Annotated in this window: 17 protein-coding genes and 1 tRNA gene; 13 read left to right on the plus strand and 5 right to left on the minus strand. The window is 70.9% G+C overall.

The window, feature by feature from the left end; genetic code table 11:
* Nucleotides 1-122: 122 nt before the first annotated feature.
* Both H0E82_RS13670 and H0E82_RS13675 read right to left on the minus strand, forming a co-directional pair.
* Nucleotides 123-605, minus strand: coding sequence for a peroxiredoxin (locus H0E82_RS13670; RefSeq protein ID WP_180545996.1), 483 nt, complete (start codon nt 603-605; stop codon nt 123-125).
* Nucleotides 606-685: 80 nt separating this feature from the next.
* Complete coding sequence (locus H0E82_RS13675) at nt 686-1,252, minus strand: glycine cleavage system transcriptional repressor (protein WP_180545997.1); 567 nt, start codon at nt 1,250-1,252, stop codon at nt 686-688.
* 218 nt (nt 1,253-1,470) lie between these two features.
* Between H0E82_RS13675 and dapA the strand changes: the two genes are divergently transcribed.
* Together dapA and H0E82_RS13685 are read left to right on the plus strand one after the other, a co-directional pair.
* The gene (gene dapA, locus H0E82_RS13680) at nt 1,471-2,373 is read left to right on the plus strand and encodes a 4-hydroxy-tetrahydrodipicolinate synthase (RefSeq protein WP_180545998.1); all 903 of its coding nucleotides are present in this window, start codon (nt 1,471-1,473) and stop codon (nt 2,371-2,373) included.
* Nucleotides 2,374-2,394: 21 nt separating this feature from the next.
* Nucleotides 2,395-2,910, plus strand: a complete 516-nt coding sequence (locus tag H0E82_RS13685) for a hypothetical protein (protein ID WP_180545999.1) — start codon at nt 2,395-2,397, stop codon at nt 2,908-2,910.
* A 66-nt stretch (nt 2,911-2,976) separates the two neighbouring features.
* Here the strand turns inward: H0E82_RS13685 and fdxA are convergent, their stop codons facing one another.
* Complete coding sequence (gene fdxA / locus H0E82_RS13690) at nt 2,977-3,300, minus strand: ferredoxin FdxA (protein WP_180546000.1); 324 nt, start codon at nt 3,298-3,300, stop codon at nt 2,977-2,979.
* Nucleotides 3,301-3,578: 278 nt separating this feature from the next.
* A tRNA-Glu gene (locus H0E82_RS13695) sits at nt 3,579-3,654 on the minus strand.
* Between the two features lie 126 nt (nt 3,655-3,780).
* Between H0E82_RS13695 and pcnB the strand changes: the two genes are divergently transcribed.
* The 8 genes from pcnB to H0E82_RS13735 all read left to right on the plus strand — a co-directional run bounded on the left by pcnB (nt 3,781) and on the right by H0E82_RS13735 (nt 10,296).
* Complete coding sequence (pcnB, locus tag H0E82_RS13700; protein WP_180546001.1) at nt 3,781-5,100, plus strand: polynucleotide adenylyltransferase PcnB; 1,320 nt, start codon at nt 3,781-3,783, stop codon at nt 5,098-5,100.
* 24 nt (nt 5,101-5,124) lie between these two features.
* Nucleotides 5,125-5,619 carry a 2-amino-4-hydroxy-6-hydroxymethyldihydropteridine diphosphokinase gene (gene folK, locus H0E82_RS13705; protein ID WP_180546002.1) on the plus strand — a complete coding sequence of 165 codons (495 nt, stop codon included), beginning with the start codon at nt 5,125-5,127 and terminating at the stop codon, nt 5,617-5,619.
* 4 nt (nt 5,620-5,623) lie between these two features.
* The gene (panB, locus tag H0E82_RS13710) at nt 5,624-6,448 is read left to right on the plus strand and encodes a 3-methyl-2-oxobutanoate hydroxymethyltransferase (protein ID WP_180546003.1); all 825 of its coding nucleotides are present in this window, start codon (nt 5,624-5,626) and stop codon (nt 6,446-6,448) included.
* A 25-nt stretch (nt 6,449-6,473) separates the two neighbouring features.
* Nucleotides 6,474-6,857, plus strand: coding sequence for a GFA family protein (locus H0E82_RS13715; RefSeq protein WP_180546004.1), 384 nt, complete (start codon nt 6,474-6,476; stop codon nt 6,855-6,857).
* 54 nt (nt 6,858-6,911) lie between these two features.
* A complete protein-coding gene (gene panC / locus H0E82_RS13720) occupies nt 6,912-7,772 on the plus strand; it encodes a pantoate--beta-alanine ligase (RefSeq protein ID WP_180546005.1) in 861 nt (286 codons plus the stop codon).
* A gap of 111 nt (nt 7,773-7,883) precedes the next feature.
* A complete protein-coding gene (panD, locus tag H0E82_RS13725; protein ID WP_096209592.1) occupies nt 7,884-8,264 on the plus strand; it encodes an aspartate 1-decarboxylase in 381 nt (126 codons plus the stop codon).
* A complete protein-coding gene (gene pgi, locus H0E82_RS13730; RefSeq protein ID WP_180546006.1) occupies nt 8,264-9,796 on the plus strand; it encodes a glucose-6-phosphate isomerase in 1,533 nt (510 codons plus the stop codon). The genes panD and pgi overlap by 1 nt, the downstream gene beginning before the upstream one ends.
* The gene (locus H0E82_RS13735) at nt 9,793-10,296 is read left to right on the plus strand and encodes a GNAT family N-acetyltransferase (protein WP_180546007.1); all 504 of its coding nucleotides are present in this window, start codon (nt 9,793-9,795) and stop codon (nt 10,294-10,296) included. The genes pgi and H0E82_RS13735 overlap by 4 nt, the downstream gene beginning before the upstream one ends.
* 79 nt (nt 10,297-10,375) lie before the next feature.
* Here the strand turns inward: H0E82_RS13735 and queG are convergent, their stop codons facing one another.
* Nucleotides 10,376-11,410 (minus strand): tRNA epoxyqueuosine(34) reductase QueG, encoded by a 1,035-nt coding sequence (gene queG / locus H0E82_RS13740; protein WP_180546575.1) that lies wholly within the window; start codon nt 11,408-11,410, stop codon nt 10,376-10,378.
* 83 nt (nt 11,411-11,493) lie between these two features.
* Between queG and H0E82_RS13745 the strand changes: the two genes are divergently transcribed.
* From H0E82_RS13745 to H0E82_RS13755, 3 genes are all read left to right on the plus strand, one after another.
* On the plus strand, nt 11,494-13,011 hold the full coding sequence (locus H0E82_RS13745) for an NAD(P)H-hydrate dehydratase (RefSeq protein ID WP_180546008.1): 1,518 nt from the start codon (nt 11,494-11,496) through the stop codon (nt 13,009-13,011).
* A complete protein-coding gene (tsaE, locus tag H0E82_RS13750) occupies nt 13,008-13,481 on the plus strand; it encodes a tRNA (adenosine(37)-N6)-threonylcarbamoyltransferase complex ATPase subunit type 1 TsaE (protein ID WP_180546009.1) in 474 nt (157 codons plus the stop codon). Before H0E82_RS13745 ends, tsaE begins: the two co-directional genes overlap by 4 nt.
* 99 nt (nt 13,482-13,580) lie before the next feature.
* Entirely contained in the window at nt 13,581-15,092 is a 1,512-nt protein-coding gene (locus H0E82_RS13755; protein ID WP_180546010.1) for an N-acetylmuramoyl-L-alanine amidase, read from the plus strand.
* Nucleotides 15,093-15,125: the final 33 nt, after the last annotated feature.

Here is a 15,125-nt window from a genome sequence, read left to right on the forward strand (position 1 = left end):
TGTGGGATGTCCGGAAGAATGGAGAGGGGGCGACGTCGCGGCGTCGCGTGGAACTCGGGCGCACGGCCGCATCGCCGGCACCCCAAGGGGGGCGCGGCGAGCAGGCGTGAAATCGGGCATCGTCACTGGGACGTTGCGGCCTTCAGGGCGTCCAGGACGGCGCGGGCGTGGCCCGGCACGCGCACCTTGCGCCATTCGGCCGCGATGCGGCCATCGGGATCGATCAGGAACGTGCTGCGCTCGATGCCGAGCACCGTCCGGCCGTACATGTTCTTTTCGCGGATCACGTCGAATGCGCGGCACAGCGCCTCGTCCGCATCGCTCACCAGCGCGAAGGCGAAGCCCTGCCTGGCGCGGAACGTGTCGTGGGCGCGCACCGAATCGCGCGACACGCCGATCACGTCGGCATCGAGCGCGGCGAATTCGGGCAGCAGCGCGTTGAAGTCCAGCCCCTCGGTGGTGCAACCGGGCGTGGCGTCCTTGGGATAGAAATACAGGACCAGCCAGCGTCCGGCGTGGTCGGCCAGCGTGGCGCTGGCACCGCCCGACAGCGTCAGCGGCAGCTGCAGGGTGGCCTCGGAGAGCTTCGTGCGGGTTCCGCTCATCGTGCGAACGGGCGTTCCTTTGCGACAGGCCGGATCACAATGCGCGCGCCTGCGGGGAAGCGCAAGCGCACGCGGTGGCATCAGAACTTCATCGGATCCATGATCGCATCGAGGTTGAGGTGGTCACAGAATTCGAGGAAGTCGTCGCGCAGGGCGGCGATGTGCATGTTGGACGGGATGCCGATGGTGACCTGGGCCGAGAACATGTCCGCACCGGTCTGCATCGCCCGGTAGCGTGACGAGTGCAGGCTTTCGATCGTGATGCCCTGACGGTCGAAGAAGTCGGCCAGCTGGAACAGGATGCCCGGCTTGTCGGCGGCCACCACCTCCACAACGTACGGCAACAGGTTCGACTGCACCGGCTTGGGGCCGGTGCGGTACCACACCAGCTTGAGATCCTCCTCGCGCTCCAGCCGCGCCAGCATGGCCTCGAGCTTGGCGACCGCGTCCCAGGGCCCGTTGGCCAGCGCCGTCACCGAGACGTCGCGCCCCACGGTGGAGAGCCGGGTATCGACCAGATTGCAGCCGCTGTCGGCAATGCGCCGCGACACCGACAGCAGCGGCGAGGCCGGATGCGTGGTGTAGGCGTTGATGAGCAGGTAGTTCTCGTTCGGCGACGGACGGGAAGCGGGATCGGTATCGGTCAAGGCGGGGTCCGCGACGGAAGACGGTGGGGCAACGGCAGCCGGGTGCCACAGCAAGGGTGAACGGGGAGCCCGCCGGCCGCGGGCATCCGGGGCAGCATACTTGCCGGTACTTCGCAGCCGCAAGTAACATCGGAACCCGATTTCCGCGCCATTTCGCGCGTCACGCGCCGCCTCACCGGCCGCGCAACGCCGTTCTACTCGTCCACGGACCTTCCGCCTTGCGTCTATCCGGCAGCATCACCGCACTCGCCACCCCGTTCACCGCCAGTGGCGATCTGGATCGTCCTGCATGGAAGCGGCTGCTCGAGTCGCAGCTGGAGGCGGGTACGCAGGGATTCGTGGTCGCCGGCTCGACCGGCGAGGCCGCGATGCTCGAGGCCGCCGAGTACGACTGGCTGGTGTCAAGCGCCGTCGAGCTCGTCGCCGCGCGCGTGCCGGTGCTCGCGGGTACGGGCCACAGCGCGACCACCGCGACCATCGCGGCGACGCGCCGGGCGGCTGCGCTCGGTGCCGACATGGCCCTGGTGGTGGTCCCGCCGTACGTGCGCCCCACGCAGGCCGGGCTGCTGGCGCATTACCGCGCCGTCGCGAATGCATCCGACGTGCCGGTGATTCTGTACAACGTCCCCGGACGCAGCGGGACCGACATGGCGCCTGAGACCGTTGCCGCGCTGGCCACGCACCCGTGCATTGGCGGGATCAAGGAGGCGCACAGCGCGCCCGAGCGGATGCAGGCACTGCTCACGCTCCGGAACGAGGGATTCGCGGTTCTCAGCGGCGACGACCCGACCGCCGCCCGCGCGATGCTGGCCGGCGCCGACGGGACGATCTCGGTCGTCTCCAACATCGTGCCGGCAGCGTTCCGCCGGTTGTGCGATCTTGCCCGGGCGGGTCGCACCGACGAGGCCTGGGCCTGGAACGGCCGGCTGGAGTCCATCCATCACTTTTCCGGAATCGAACCCAACCCGATTCCGGTCAAGGCGGTTCTCGCGCGCCAAGGCTTCGGCCACGGGCTGCGCCTTCCGCTCACCACACTGGCCACGGCGCACACTGCCGCGGCCGACGATGCGGCGCGACTTGCGGCGGACCTCGAAGCGTCCTGCCGCGCACGCGCCGCCTGATTCCCCAGGAGACCCGCACCGATGCGTCCAATCCCGTTCTTTTACCGCCCGCTGGGCATCGCCGTGCTCGCGGTGGTCGTCGCCGGCGCCAGCGGTTGCAGCTGGCTCAAGCGCGACAACGCCCTGTACGCGCAGAGTCCCGAGAGCCGGCCGCTCGAAGTGCCGCCGGATCTGGATCTGCCCCGCACCGACGGCGCGATGGCGCTGCCGCCCGGCACCGGGTCGGTGACCCGTTCGGGCACCGTGCCTGCGGTCACGGCACCGTCGAATGTCGCCTTCACCGTCCCCGGTGAGCGCGATGCCGTCTTCGCGCGGGTCGGCGAGGCGCTGGCCGGGATCGAGGGCGCTGGCGTGACGAGCCGTTCGCAGGCGCTCGGCACCTACGAGGTGAGCTACGCCGGCACGCAGGTGCTGGTACGGGTCGCGTCGGGGCAGGGCGGCACGGTCGTCTCCGCGGTGGATCCGCGTGGCATGGCCGCGACCGGAGAAGCGGTCGAGCGCCTGATCGCGACGCTCCGGAGCGCACTCGCGGGCTGAGCCGCCCGCGTCATCGATGCACTGTGAAGCGGGCGCCTCGGCGCCCGTTTCGCATTCGGGCGCGCCTCAGCGTTCGAGCAGAGGCAGCTTGCCGGGTTTGCCTTCCCAGTCCTTGGCGTCGGGCAGCCCGTCCTTGCGGGTGGTGATCACCGGCCAGGCGCGCGACAGCTCGGCATTCAGAGCCACGAAGGCCTCCTGACCCGCGGGGACATCGTCTTCCGGATAGATCGCATTGATCGGGCACTCCGGCTCGCACAGCGTGCAGTCGATGCACTCGTCCGGATCGATGACCAGAAAGTTGGGCCCCTCGTGGAAACAGTCGACCGGACAGACCTCGACGCAGTCGGTGTATTTGCACTTGATGCAGTTTTCGGTGACGACGAACGGCATGAGGTTTTCGTGAGCGATGCGAAGGCGGGGGAGTGTACGGCAGGCGGTCGTCCGGCTGTGCGAAGCGTTCGCATCTGAAGCCGCAGTGCGCAGCGTCCCCGTCGGCGGGCCTCGTCGCGGCCGTGCCCGTGCACCGGTGGTCGGATCGGAAGCGACATGCTGGCCGGGGCGCTTCGCAGGCGAGCGACAGCACGCCGCGGCGCCCGGTCGCCTGTGTCGCTTCATCCCCCGAGCCGGACATGAAAAAAGGCCCGCTCGCGCGGACCTGTTTTCGGAAATGGCGCTCCCTACGGGATTCGAACCCGTGTTTTAGCCTTGAGAGGGCCACGTCCTAGGCCTCTAGACGAAGGGAGCGATGTACGCCGCGAACGGCGACCGGTTGGACGACCGGTCTGCAAGCGCCGATAGGCGTGTGCAGCTTGCTAGTATAGCAGTCTTGCGGGTGCCGCAACGGCTACCTTTTGGAAAATTTTCATCTTGATGGACAACGTGACACCCACTCCGCCCGCGGACTTTCGCATCATTCCGCGCGACCAGCATTCGATCTCCCGACGACAGATCAGCCAGAGCGCGTTGCGTGTGCTCTACCGGCTGCACGAGGCCGGCCACGCCGCCTATCTGGTCGGCGGGGCGGTGCGCGACGTGCTCGTCGGTCTCGCGCCGAAGGACTTCGACGTCGCGACCGACGCCACGCCCGAGCAGGTCAAGGCGCTGTTCCGCAACTGCCGCCTCATCGGCCGGCGCTTTCGCCTGGCTCATGTCGTGTTCGGCCGGGAGATCATCGAAGTCGCCACCTTCCGCGCGAACGTCGACGACGGCAGCGGCGACCGCGAGGTCCACGACGGGGGGCGCCTGCTGCGTGACAACGTCTACGGCACCGTCGAGGACGACGCGATCCGCCGCGACTTCACCGCCAACGCGCTCTACTACGCGATCGCGGACTTTTCCGTGCGCGACTACGTCGGCGGGTTCGAGGACGTGGAAAACCGCGTCCTGCGCCTGATCGGCGATCCCGATACCCGCTACCGCGAGGATCCGGTGCGCATGCTGCGCGCGGTGCGGCTGGCCGCCAAGCTGGGCTTCACGATCGAGCCCGGAACCGCGGAACCGCTGCCGCGCCTGGCGGGCCTGCTCGGCGAAGCGGCGCCGGCGCGATTGTTCGAGGAGTGCCTGAAGATGTTCCTCTCCGGCCATGCGGTCGCGAGTTTCGAGGCGCTGGAACGGCACGGCCTGCTCGCCGCGTTGTTCCCCGAGACGGCCGCCGCCCTCAAGAGCAACCGCAGCGGTGCATTGCGCACCATGGTGCTCGCCGGCCTGCGTTCGACCGACGCCCGGGTGGCCGCCGATGAGCCGGTGTCGCCGGCGTTCCTGTTCGCCACGCTGCTGTGGCCGGCCTACTGCCGCGCGATGATCAAGCTCCAGGCCGAAGGCGTGCAACCCGTCGACGCCCAGCGTCGTGCAGCCGACCGGGTGACCCTGCACCAGCTGTCCACCGTGGCCCTGCCGCGTCGTTTCTCCCTGCCGATGCAGGAGATCTGGCTGCTGCAGGCGCGTTTTCCGCAGCGCCAGCGCAAGCGGGTCACCCGCATGCTGTCGCATCCGCGCTTCCGCGCCGCGTTCGATTTCCTCGTGCTGCGTCAAGCGGCCTCGGAGGGGCATTCGGAAGACGTGGCGTTCTGGGACGAGGCCCAGCGGGATCCGGACCACGCCATCGCCCTGTATCCGGCGGACGAGGACGGCGGCGAGAGCCCCGCGCCGCGGCGCAGACGCCGCCGGCGGCGGACCGCGACTGCGGAGTAGGCGCCCCGCCGGCGATCGTCTGTCGTGAGCACCGCGATCCATATCGGGCTGGGCGCGAACCTCGGTGACGCGGCGGCCACCGTGCGCGACGCCGCCTGCCGGTTGGCCCGGGAGCCGGTCCTCGACGGCGTGCGCTGCTCGCGCCTGTACCGCACGCCGGCGTGGGGACTGACCGAACAGCCGGACTTCGTCAATGCGGTGGTGGCGGCGCAGACCACACTCGAAGCACCGGCCGTGCTCGAGCTGCTGCTCAGGCTCGAGCGGGCGTTCGGCCGCCGACGCGCCGACGACGGCCGCGATCGCTGGGGTCCGCGCACGCTCGACCTCGATCTGCTGCTCTACGGCGACGCGCGCATCGAACTGCCGCAGCTCACCGTGCCGCATCCCCACCTGCATGTGCGCGCGTTCGCGCTGGTTCCGCTGCTCGAGCTGGATCCGGATGCGGTGATTCCCGGGGTCGGCCGCGCCGCGGATGCACTGGCGCGCGTGGATGGTGACGGCGTCGAAGCGCTAGGCTAGGGCGATGAGTACATCCGCCCCCGCCCCCATTGCGCCCGTGACCGTGCCGGCCCTGTTCGAGGCGCGCGCTGCTGGGCGCCGCCTCGCGATGCTGACCGCCTACGACGCCGGCTTCGCCCGCGTCCTTGATGCCGCGGGTGTGGACCTGCTGCTGGTCGGGGATTCCCTCGGCATGGTCATCCAGGGACACGGATCGACACTGCCGGTCACGGTCGACCACATCGCCTATCACACCGCCTGCGTCGCCCGCGGGGTGCGCCGCGCGCTGGTGATCGCGGATCTGCCGTTCCAGGCCGACGCGACGCCCGAGCGCGCGCTCGATGCCGCCACGCGCCTGCTGCAGGCCGGTGCCGGCATGGTCAAGCTGGAGGGCGCGACCCCCAACAAGTGCGAGGTCGTGCGCTTCCTCGTCGAGCGCGAGATCCCGGTCTGCGCGCATCTGGGCCTGACCCCGCAGTCGGTGCTGCGCTTCGGTGGCTTCAAGGTGCAGGGACGGGGCGATGCGGCGGCGCAGGCGCTGCGCGTGGAAGCGCACGCGATCGCCGAGGCGGGCGCCGCGCTGATCGTGCTCGAAGGTGTGCCGGCGCCGCTGGCCGCCGCCATCACCGCGGCGTCGCCGGTGCCGACGATCGGGATCGGCGCCGGCCCCGACTGCGACGGCCAGGTGCTGGTGCTGCACGACATGCTGGGCCTCGACAGCGGCCATCGTCGGCCGCGCTTCGTGCGCGACTTCCTCGCCGAGGGCGGCTCGGTGGACGGCGCGGTGCGCGCCTATGTCGCGGCCGTGCGCGACGGCAGTTTTCCCGGGCCCGAACACAGCTACCGTTAGAGCCGTCCAGTCCGGAGCGCCGGCGATGCCCAGTGGATCGTGTCTGTGTGGTGACGTGCGGTTCGAGGTCTCGGCGCCGCTGGCGCCGCCCGACGCCTGCCATTGCGTGGCCTGCCGGAAGTCCTCGGGCCACGTGTTCGCGTCCAGCGACGTGCCGCTCGAGGCGCTGACGGTGCGCGATCCGCAGGGCGCATTGCGCTGGTATGCGAGCTCGCCGAAGGTACGGCGCGGGTTCTGCGGGCGCTGCGGCGCATCGCTGTTCTGGGCGCCGGTAGGGGGCGCGAAGATTGCGGTCGCGATGGGGGCGTTCGATACGCCGACGGCCACCCGGCTGCACATGCACATCTTCGTGTCGGAGCAGGGCGATTACTACTCGATCGACGACGGCCTGCCGCAGCACCCGCGCTGACGCGCGGCGCCGCGGATCTGCGAAAATCGCGCTCCCCCTGCAAGCGGATCCGCCGTGATCGACATCGTGCAAGACCTGGCTGCGCTGCGCGCACGCGTGACCGGCTGGAAACGGGACGGGCTGCGCGTGGGTCTGGTGCCGACGATGGGCAACCTGCATCCGGGGCACTACGCGCTGGTCGACGCCTTGAGACCGCACGTGGACCGCATCGTGGCCAGCGTGTTCGTCAATCCCACGCAGTTCGGTCCCCACGAGGATTTCGACCGCTATCCGCGCACGCCCGAGGCCGATGCGCGTGGGCTCGATGCGGCCGGCTGCGATCTGCTGTGGATGCCGTCGGTCGACACGATGTATCCGCTGGGTGTCGAACGGACGGTCACCGTGCGCGTGCCCGGCATCACCACCATTCTCGACGGCGCGCATCGGCCGGGCCACTTCGACGGCGTGGCCACGGTGGTTGCGCGCCTGTTCAACCAGGTGCAGCCGGAGGTCGCCGCGTTCGGCCGCAAGGATTACCAGCAGGTCGCGGTGATCGCGCACATGGTCGCGGAGCTCGCGTTTCCGGTGCGGTTGTTGCCGGTGGCGATCTCGCGCGAGGCCGATGGCCTGGCACGCAGCTCGCGCAACCAGTATCTCGACGCGGACGCCCGCGCCCGGGCCCCGGCCCTGTACCGCGCGCTGACGTCGCTGCGCGACGCGCTGGGCGCGGGGCAGTCCGCCGCGGCGGCGGAGACCGGGGCGGCCGATGCGCTGCGTGCGGCCGGCTTCGAGGTCGACTACATCGAAGTGCGCGCGCCCGACCTGGCGCCGTACGCGGGCGGGGACGGTGTGGCGCTGGTCGCGGCGCGGCTCGGACGCACGCGCCTGATCGACAACCTCGAATTCAGCTTCGGGGCGGGCGACGGCCGGGGCTGAATCCCCGGCGGGAGCCTGCACCGGGCGTGTTGCGATGCCGCATCGCGTCCCTATACTTGCCGCTTCCTGCGGGACTTTCCGCGTTTCCCGATGCCTCCCGGCCGTATCGCCATGCAACTGACCCTGCTCAAAGCCAAGATCCATCGCGCCTCGGTGACCCACGCCGAACTGCATTACGAAGGGTCCTGCGCGATTGACGCCAACCTGCTCGAGCTGTCGGGCATCCGCGAGTACGAGCGCATCGAGATCTACAACATCAACAACGGCGAGCGCTTCGCGACCTACGCGATCCGTGGCGAAGCCGGCAGCGGCGTGATCTCGGTCAACGGCGCAGCCGCGCACAAGGCCGGTGTCGGTGATCTGGTGATCATCTGCGCCTACGGTGCGCTGGACGAGGCCGAGGTCGCGGCGTTCAAGCCGAAGCTGGTCTACGTCGACCGCCAGAACCGGATGACGCACACCAACGACTCCATCCCGGCGCAGGCGGCCTGATGGCCACGGCGGCGCAGCGGATCGATTCCACGCTGGCGCCGCATGCGCGGCGCCTCGCACAGGCCCGCATCGAGGCCCTGGTGTCCGCGGATGCCGGGCGCCCGCACGACTACGCACTGCGCATCGGCGGGCTCTATGCGAGCTTCGCCCGCCAGCGGCTCGACGGCGACGCTCGCGCCGCCTTGCTCGCGCTCGGCGAAGCCGCGGGCCTGCGCGACGCGTTCCGCCGTCTGTTCGACGGCGCCACGGTCAACACCTCGGAACATCGCGCGGCGCTGCATGTGGCGCTGCGTTCGGCGCTGTCGGAGACAGTGATCGCGCGCGACGCGCATGCCGAAGCCACCGCCGCGCGCGCGCGCATGGCCGATCTCGTGGCCGCGCTCGAAGCGTCCGACGTCACCGACATCGTCAACGTCGGCATCGGCGGCTCGGACCTCGGGCCGCGCCTGGTGGTCGACGCGCTCAAGGATTTCGGCACCGGCCGCTTCCGCGTGCACTTCCTGACCAACGTCGACGGCAGTGACGCCCAGCACCTGCTCGCGGGGCTGGAGCCTGCGCGGACCGCGGCGATCCTGGTGTCGAAGACCTTCAGCACCCAGGAAACCCTGCTCAACGGCGCCGTGGTCCGCGACTGGCTCGGCGGCAGCGAGCGCATCTACGCGGTCAGCGCCAACGTGCCGCGCGCGGAGGCTTTCGGCGTCGCGCCCGAGCGCGTGCTGCCGATGTGGGACTGGGTGGGCGGGCGCTACTCCCTGTGGTCGGCGGTCGGCTTCTCGATCGCGCTGGCGGTCGGCATGGACGGGTTCGACGCATTGCTGGCCGGCGCGGCCGAGATGGACGCGCACGCGCTCGACGCGCCGCTGGCGCAGAACCTGCCGGTGCAGCATGCGCTGACCGCGATCTGGAACCGCAACGCGCTGGGCCTGTCGACGCATGCCGTGCTGCCCTACGACGAGCGCCTGGCGCTGCTGCCGGCCTACCTGCAGCAACTGGTGATGGAGAGCCTCGGCAAGTCGGTCACGCCGGACGGCGTGCCGGTCGGCCTCGACACCGTGCCCGTGCTCTGGGGCGGCCCCGGCACCAATTCCCAGCACAGCTTCTTCCAGGCGCTGCATCAGGGCACGCAGACCGTGCCGGCCGATTTCATCGGCGTGGTCAATCCGGCGCACCCGCACGCCGACAACCATGCCGCGCTGCTGTCGAACCTGCTGGCGCAGACCGAGGCGCTGGCCAACGGCTACCAGGCCGAGGACCCGCAGAAGTCCTACCCCGGCAACCGACCGTCGACGCTGCTGCTGCTCGACCGGCTCGAGCCGCGCAGCCTCGGCGCGCTGATCGCGCTCTACGAGCACAGCGTCTACGCGCAGTCGGTGCTGTGGGGCATCAACGCCTTCGACCAGTGGGGCGTCGAACTCGGCAAGCGCATCGCCGGCGAGCTGCTCCCGGCCGTGCAGGGCGAGGACGTCGCGGTGGCCGATCCGGTCACGCGCGCGCTGCTGGACGAGATCCGCGCACGCACCGCGCGCGGGTGAGCGCAGACATCCGCATCCGCCATGCCGAGCCGGCGGATGCCGCCGGCCTGCACGCGCTGTTTTCAGAGACGCCGGCCTATGCCGGCACCTTGCAGCCGCCGTATCCGTCGCTGGACGCGTGGACGCGGCGCTTGTCCGGAATGCCGGCTCACGTGGTCCAGCTGGTCGCCGACGACGCCGGCACGGTGGTCGGCGCCGCCGGATTCGAGGTGCTCCAGCATCCCCGGCGCCGGCATGTCGCGAACCTCGGCATGGCCGTGTCGGAGACGCGTCGCGGCGAAGGCATCGGCCGTGCCCTGCTGGCGGCGACGCTCGACACCGCGGAGCGCTGGCACGGGGTGCGCCGGATCGAGCTCGAGGTGTATCTCGACAATGCTGCGGCCATCGCGCTGTACACCGGTCACGGCTTCGTCCGGGAAGGCGTGGCCCGCGGCTATGCGCTGCGGGATGGCGGCTATGTCGATGTGGCGTTGATGGCGCGGCTCGCGCCCGGAGCCTGAGGCGCCGGGCGTTGCCCCGGTCGCGGTGTCCGCGGGCGACGCTCGCGACACGCATCCCGCGCGGTGACCACGCGTCGGTTCACGCCACGCCGTGCCGCGCCAGCGCCCATTCGATGTGTTCGTCGACCAGCGCATCGCCCGAATGCCGGCGCGCCTGCAGCGCCGCCAGCGTGCCCGGCGTCGTCGGTGCATTGCCCAGTGCGACCGCGAGGTTGCGCAGCCAGCGCCGGTGGCCGCTGCGCCGGATCGGTGAGCCTTCGGTACGCTGCAGGAATTCGGCTTCGTCCCAGGCGAACAGCTCGGCCAGCGTCGCAGTGTCGAGCGCGTTGCGTGCGCGGAAATCCGGTTCGTCGGTGCGCCTGGCGAACTTGTTCCAGGGGCACACCAGCTGGCAGTCGTCGCAGCCGAAGATGCGGTTGCCGATCAGCGGCCGCAGCTCGGGATCGATCGCGCCCTCGTGCTCGATCGTCAGGTAGGCGATGCAGCGCCGTGCGTCGAGCCGGTGCGGAGCGATGATCGCCTGCGTCGGGCAGACGTCGATGCAGCGCGTGCAGGTGCCGCAATGTGCGGTGGCCGGCGCATCGACCGGCAGCGGAATGTCGACGTAGATCTCGCCGAGGAAGAACCACGAGCCACCGTCCTTGTCGATCAGGCAGGTGTGCTTGCCGATCCAGCCGAGCCCGGCGTTGCGTGCCAGCGCGCGCTCGAGCACCGGCGCCGAGTCGACGAACACGCGATGGCCGAACGCGCCGAATTCGCCGGCGATGCGGTCGGCGAACTTCTGCAGCCGGTTGCGCATCAGCTTGTGGTAATCGCGGCCCAGTGCGTAGCGGGCCACGTAGGCGCGGGTGCCGTCGGCCAGCGTGGTCCAGGCGCTGTCGTCGTCGTTGCGGCCGTAGTCCAGACCGACCGAGATCACCCGCACCGTGCCGGGCAGCAACTCGGCCGGGCGCGCACGCAGGTCGCCGTGTCGCGCCATCCAGTCCATCGTGCCGTACAGGCCCTGGGCCAGCCAGTCGCGCAGGTGCGCTTCGTCCTCACCCAGCTCGATGCCGGCGATGCCGCAACGCTGGAACCCCAGATCGGCCGCGATGGCGCGGACCCGCACGGCCATCCATTCGGGTGACGGTGCACGGGCGGCGTCGATGTCGGCGGAAGGGACCAGGCTCACGATGGGCGAAGTATAGAATTCCGCCGATGAGTGCTCCCTCTGCCCGCCCCGTGCCGCCACGCCCCGGTGCGCCCCTCTACGACGTTGCGACGCTGCGCCGGGTCGAGGCCGCGGCGTTGGAAGAGATCGGGGACGCCGACGCACTGATGGCGCGTGCAGGCGAGGCTGCGTGGCGCTTCGCCTGCGCGCACTGGCCGGACGCGAAGCGCGTCCTCGTGGTCTGCGGGCCGGGCAACAACGGAGGCGACGGCTACGTGCTGGCGCGGTACGCGCACACGGCCGGGCGCGCCGTCAGCGTGCTGCGCCTCGCTGCGCACGCACCGCGCACCCCGGAGGCACAGGCGGCGTGCGCTGCCTTCATTGCAGCGGGGGGGCAGGTGGCGCTCGTCGGCACGGACACCCTTCCACCCGCGGATCTCGTGGTCGACGCGCTGTTCGGTCTCGGTCTCACCCGTGCAGCCGACGCCGACAGCGCGGCGCTGATCGAAGCGATCAATGCCGCCGGCGCGCCGGTCCTGGCGCTGGACGTGCCGAGTGGCCTCGACGCGGATCGTGGCCACGCCGCGGGCACCGCGGTGCGGGCCACGCGCACCGTACAGATGATCGCCGGCCATGTCGGCCTGTACACCGGGGACGGGCCGGAGCATGCCGGTGCGCGGGCCGTGGCGGACCTGGATGTCGCAAGCGGGTGCTTCGACGGCGAGGCGTCGGCCGCGCGTCGGGTGACGGGGAGCGATCTGGGCCACTGGCTGCGCCCGCGGCACCGCAACAGCCACAAGGGCCATGCCGGCCACGTGCTCTGTATCGGCGGCGATCACGGCACGGGGGGTGCCGTGATGCTGGCCGCGGAGGCCGCCCTGCGCAGCGGCGCGGGACTGGTCAGCGTGGGCACCCGTGCGGGACACGTGCCTGCGATGCTCGCGCGCTGCCCGGAAGTCATGGCGCGCGCGGTGGACACCGATGCGGCGCTGGGCGCCCTGCTCGACGCCGCCGATGTGGTCGCACTCGGGCCCGGCCTGGGACAGGGGGCGTGGGGCCATGGCCTGCTGGCCGACGTGCTCGCATCCGGGCGGCCGCTCGTGCTCGACGCGGATGGGCTCAATCTTCTCGCCCGCGCACCGCGGCCTCTGCCCTCGGACAGCATCCTGACTCCGCATCCGGGCGAGGCGGCACGCCTGCTCGGCTGCACGACGGCGGAAGTGCAGGCCGATCGCCTCGCGGCCCTGCACGCGCTGGTCGCCCAGTCAGGCGCCGTCGTGGTGCTCAAGGGAGCAGGCACCCTGGTCGCCGCACCCGGGGCGATTCCATGGCTCGTGGACGCCGGCAATCCCGGAATGGCCACCGGCGGCATGGGTGACGTCCTCACCGGCGTCATCGCGGCGCTGCGCGCGCAGGGACTGGCACCGGAGGCGGCCGCGGTGTGTGGCGCACTGCTGCACGCGGCTGCCGGCGACGCCGCCGCGCAGGCAGGCGAGCGTGGCCTGCTGCCGCGCGATCTGTTCGGGCATCTGCGCACCCTGGCCAATCCGGAGTGGCCGCGATGACGGCCCCCGTTCGCGTCGTTGCGCTGCCGGACGAGACCGCGACCCGGCACCTGGCCGAGGCCCTCGCCGCCAGTGCGCCTGCGCCGGCGGTCGTCCATCTCGTCGGCGATCTCGGCGCAGGCAAATCCACCCTGGCCCGCGGCTGGCTGCGCGCGCTCGGCGTCGCCGGCACCGTGCGCAGTCCGACCTACACCCTCATCGAGCGGTATCCGCTGGCGGGCGGCGAGGCCCTGCACCTCGATCTGTACCGGATCGGGGATGTCGGCGAACTCGAGTATCTCGGGCTCGACGACGTCGACGCGTGCCTGTGGCTGGTCGAATGGCCCGAACGGGGCGGCGACGCCCTGCCTGCGGCCGACCTGCAAATCACGCTTGTGCACGAGGGGGCTGGTCGCAGCGCCCACGTGTCGCCGGAAAGCGCGGTCGGAATCGCCTGGCTGGCCCGCCTGGAATCCATGCACCAGTTGTGACCGTTTTCTGAACCGAAGCCGCAGGAAGGCCCTGCAGGCATCGGATTTTCAAGGGAAAACGTATTGCATTGTTCAGCGGGCGGTGATTGACTAGCCCGCATGCGCATCCGGGGGATCAATCCGTCTCAGGCCTTGCTGGCGCTCGCGCTGCTGGCAGCGCTATGCTGGAACCTCGCATACGGTGCCGAACTGCGTGGTGTGGAGCTGCGCTCCGGGCCGACCGGTACCCATGCCGAGCTCCGGCTCGATGCACGGGCCGAGTACAAGGTGATTCCACTGGCCAATCCCGATCGTCTGGTCGTCGACCTGCCGGGGACACGCCTGCGCGGCAATCTCGCGCTCCCGGGCGGCCAGGGCATCGTCAAAAACGTCCGCAGCGGGCAGCCGGTGCCGGGCACCACCCGCATCGTCTTCGATCTGGCCAACCCGACGGTCGCCCTGGCGCCCCGGCTGGAGGAGGGGCCTGACGGGGTCAGGCTGGTCCTGCAGTGGCCGGGCGATGGCGAAGCCGATCCGATCGCACGCGTCGCGGCAGGCGGGTCGGCGGCGCCGGCGCCGGCGCCGGGGCCCGTGACAACCGTCGCCACTGCATTGCCCCCGCGCGTGCCGTCACCCCCTGCGGTGGACCCGTCGGCGGCATCCAACGATGCGACCTCGCGCCTGATCGCCGGTATGCCCCGGGCCGACGTGGGGTCCCAGAGCCCGCCCTCGGCGGTTGCTGCGGCGACCACATCCGCGCCGGAGGCCGTCGCACCGGCGACGCCGGCGCCGATGGCGGGGGGCGCTGCGCCCGTCGTGGAAGCTGCACCGCCGCCGGCGCCGAGCGCCCCGCCCGCTGCGCGCCCGCGGACGCCAGTGATGACGTCCAGCATGCGGCCCCTGGTGATCGCCATCGATCCCGGACACGGTGGTCAGGACCCCGGCGCGATCGGGCCGGGCGGCACGTACGAGAAGCACGTCGTCCTGTCGATCGCGCGCGAGCTCGCGCGGCAGATCAACGCCACGCCCGGAATGCGCGCGCACCTGATCCGCGACAACGATGCCTACATCGAACTGACCCAGCGGGCGCGTCGCGCGCGACAGGCCAAGGCGGACATGTTCGTGTCCATCCATGCCGATGCGGCGCTCAACCGCGCGGCCTATGGCTCCTCGGTGTACACGTTGTCGACCCGCGGCGCGTCGTCGCAGCAGGCGCGCTGGCTGGCCGATCGCGAGAACAACGCCGATCTGGTCGGGGGCGTCCGGCTCGAGCGCGACACATTGTCGTCGGTGCTGCTGGACCTCGCCCAGAGCGGCCACATGAAGGCGTCGCAGGATGCCGCCCAGCACGTGTTGACCGGTCTGCGCGCGGTGGGCAAGACCCACAAGCCCAACGTCGAGTACGCGAACTTCGCGGTGCTGCGCAACGCGGACATGCCGGCGATGCTGGTGGAGACGGGTTTCATCTCCAACCCTGACGAGGAAAAGCGGCTGGTCGATCCCGGGCACCAGCGACGCATCGCCAGCGCGGTTCTGGACGGCATCACCGCGTTCTTCAGCAACCAGCCACCCCCGGGTACGCTGTTCGCCGCTCGCGCGGCGGCGGCCGAACAGGCGGGCGGCAGCCCATGAGCGCGCTTTACCCGGTGTTTCCGGTCTAGACCG

Source organism: Luteimonas deserti, from assembly GCF_013425765.1.
In the GTDB taxonomy this organism is placed as follows: domain Bacteria; phylum Pseudomonadota; class Gammaproteobacteria; order Xanthomonadales; family Xanthomonadaceae; genus Luteimonas; species Luteimonas deserti.

Bases quoted from the DNA above. Each gene is read 5' to 3' on its own strand.
- H0E82_RS13670 (WP_180545996.1), bottom strand. From the start codon at position 605: ATGAGCGGAACCCGCACGAAGCTCTCCGAGGCCACCCTGCAGCTGCCG.
- H0E82_RS13685 (WP_180545999.1), top strand. From the start codon at position 2,395: ATGCGTCCAATCCCGTTCTTTTACCGCCCGCTGGGCATCGCCGTGCTC.
- fdxA (WP_180546000.1), bottom strand. From the start codon at position 3,300: ATGCCGTTCGTCGTCACCGAAAACTGCATCAAGTGCAAATACACCGAC.
- pcnB (WP_180546001.1), top strand. From the start codon at position 3,781: ATGGACAACGTGACACCCACTCCGCCCGCGGACTTTCGCATCATTCCG.
- panB (WP_180546003.1), top strand. From the start codon at position 5,624: ATGAGTACATCCGCCCCCGCCCCCATTGCGCCCGTGACCGTGCCGGCC.
- H0E82_RS13715 (WP_180546004.1), top strand. From the start codon at position 6,474: ATGCCCAGTGGATCGTGTCTGTGTGGTGACGTGCGGTTCGAGGTCTCG.
- panD (WP_096209592.1), top strand. From the start codon at position 7,884: ATGCAACTGACCCTGCTCAAAGCCAAGATCCATCGCGCCTCGGTGACC.
- pgi (WP_180546006.1), top strand. From the start codon at position 8,264: ATGGCCACGGCGGCGCAGCGGATCGATTCCACGCTGGCGCCGCATGCG.
- queG (WP_180546575.1), bottom strand. From the start codon at position 11,410: ATGGCCGTGCGGGTCCGCGCCATCGCGGCCGATCTGGGGTTCCAGCGT.
- H0E82_RS13745 (WP_180546008.1), top strand. From the start codon at position 11,494: ATGAGTGCTCCCTCTGCCCGCCCCGTGCCGCCACGCCCCGGTGCGCCC.
- tsaE (WP_180546009.1), top strand. From the start codon at position 13,008: ATGACGGCCCCCGTTCGCGTCGTTGCGCTGCCGGACGAGACCGCGACC.
- H0E82_RS13755 (WP_180546010.1), top strand. From the start codon at position 13,581: ATGCGCATCCGGGGGATCAATCCGTCTCAGGCCTTGCTGGCGCTCGCG.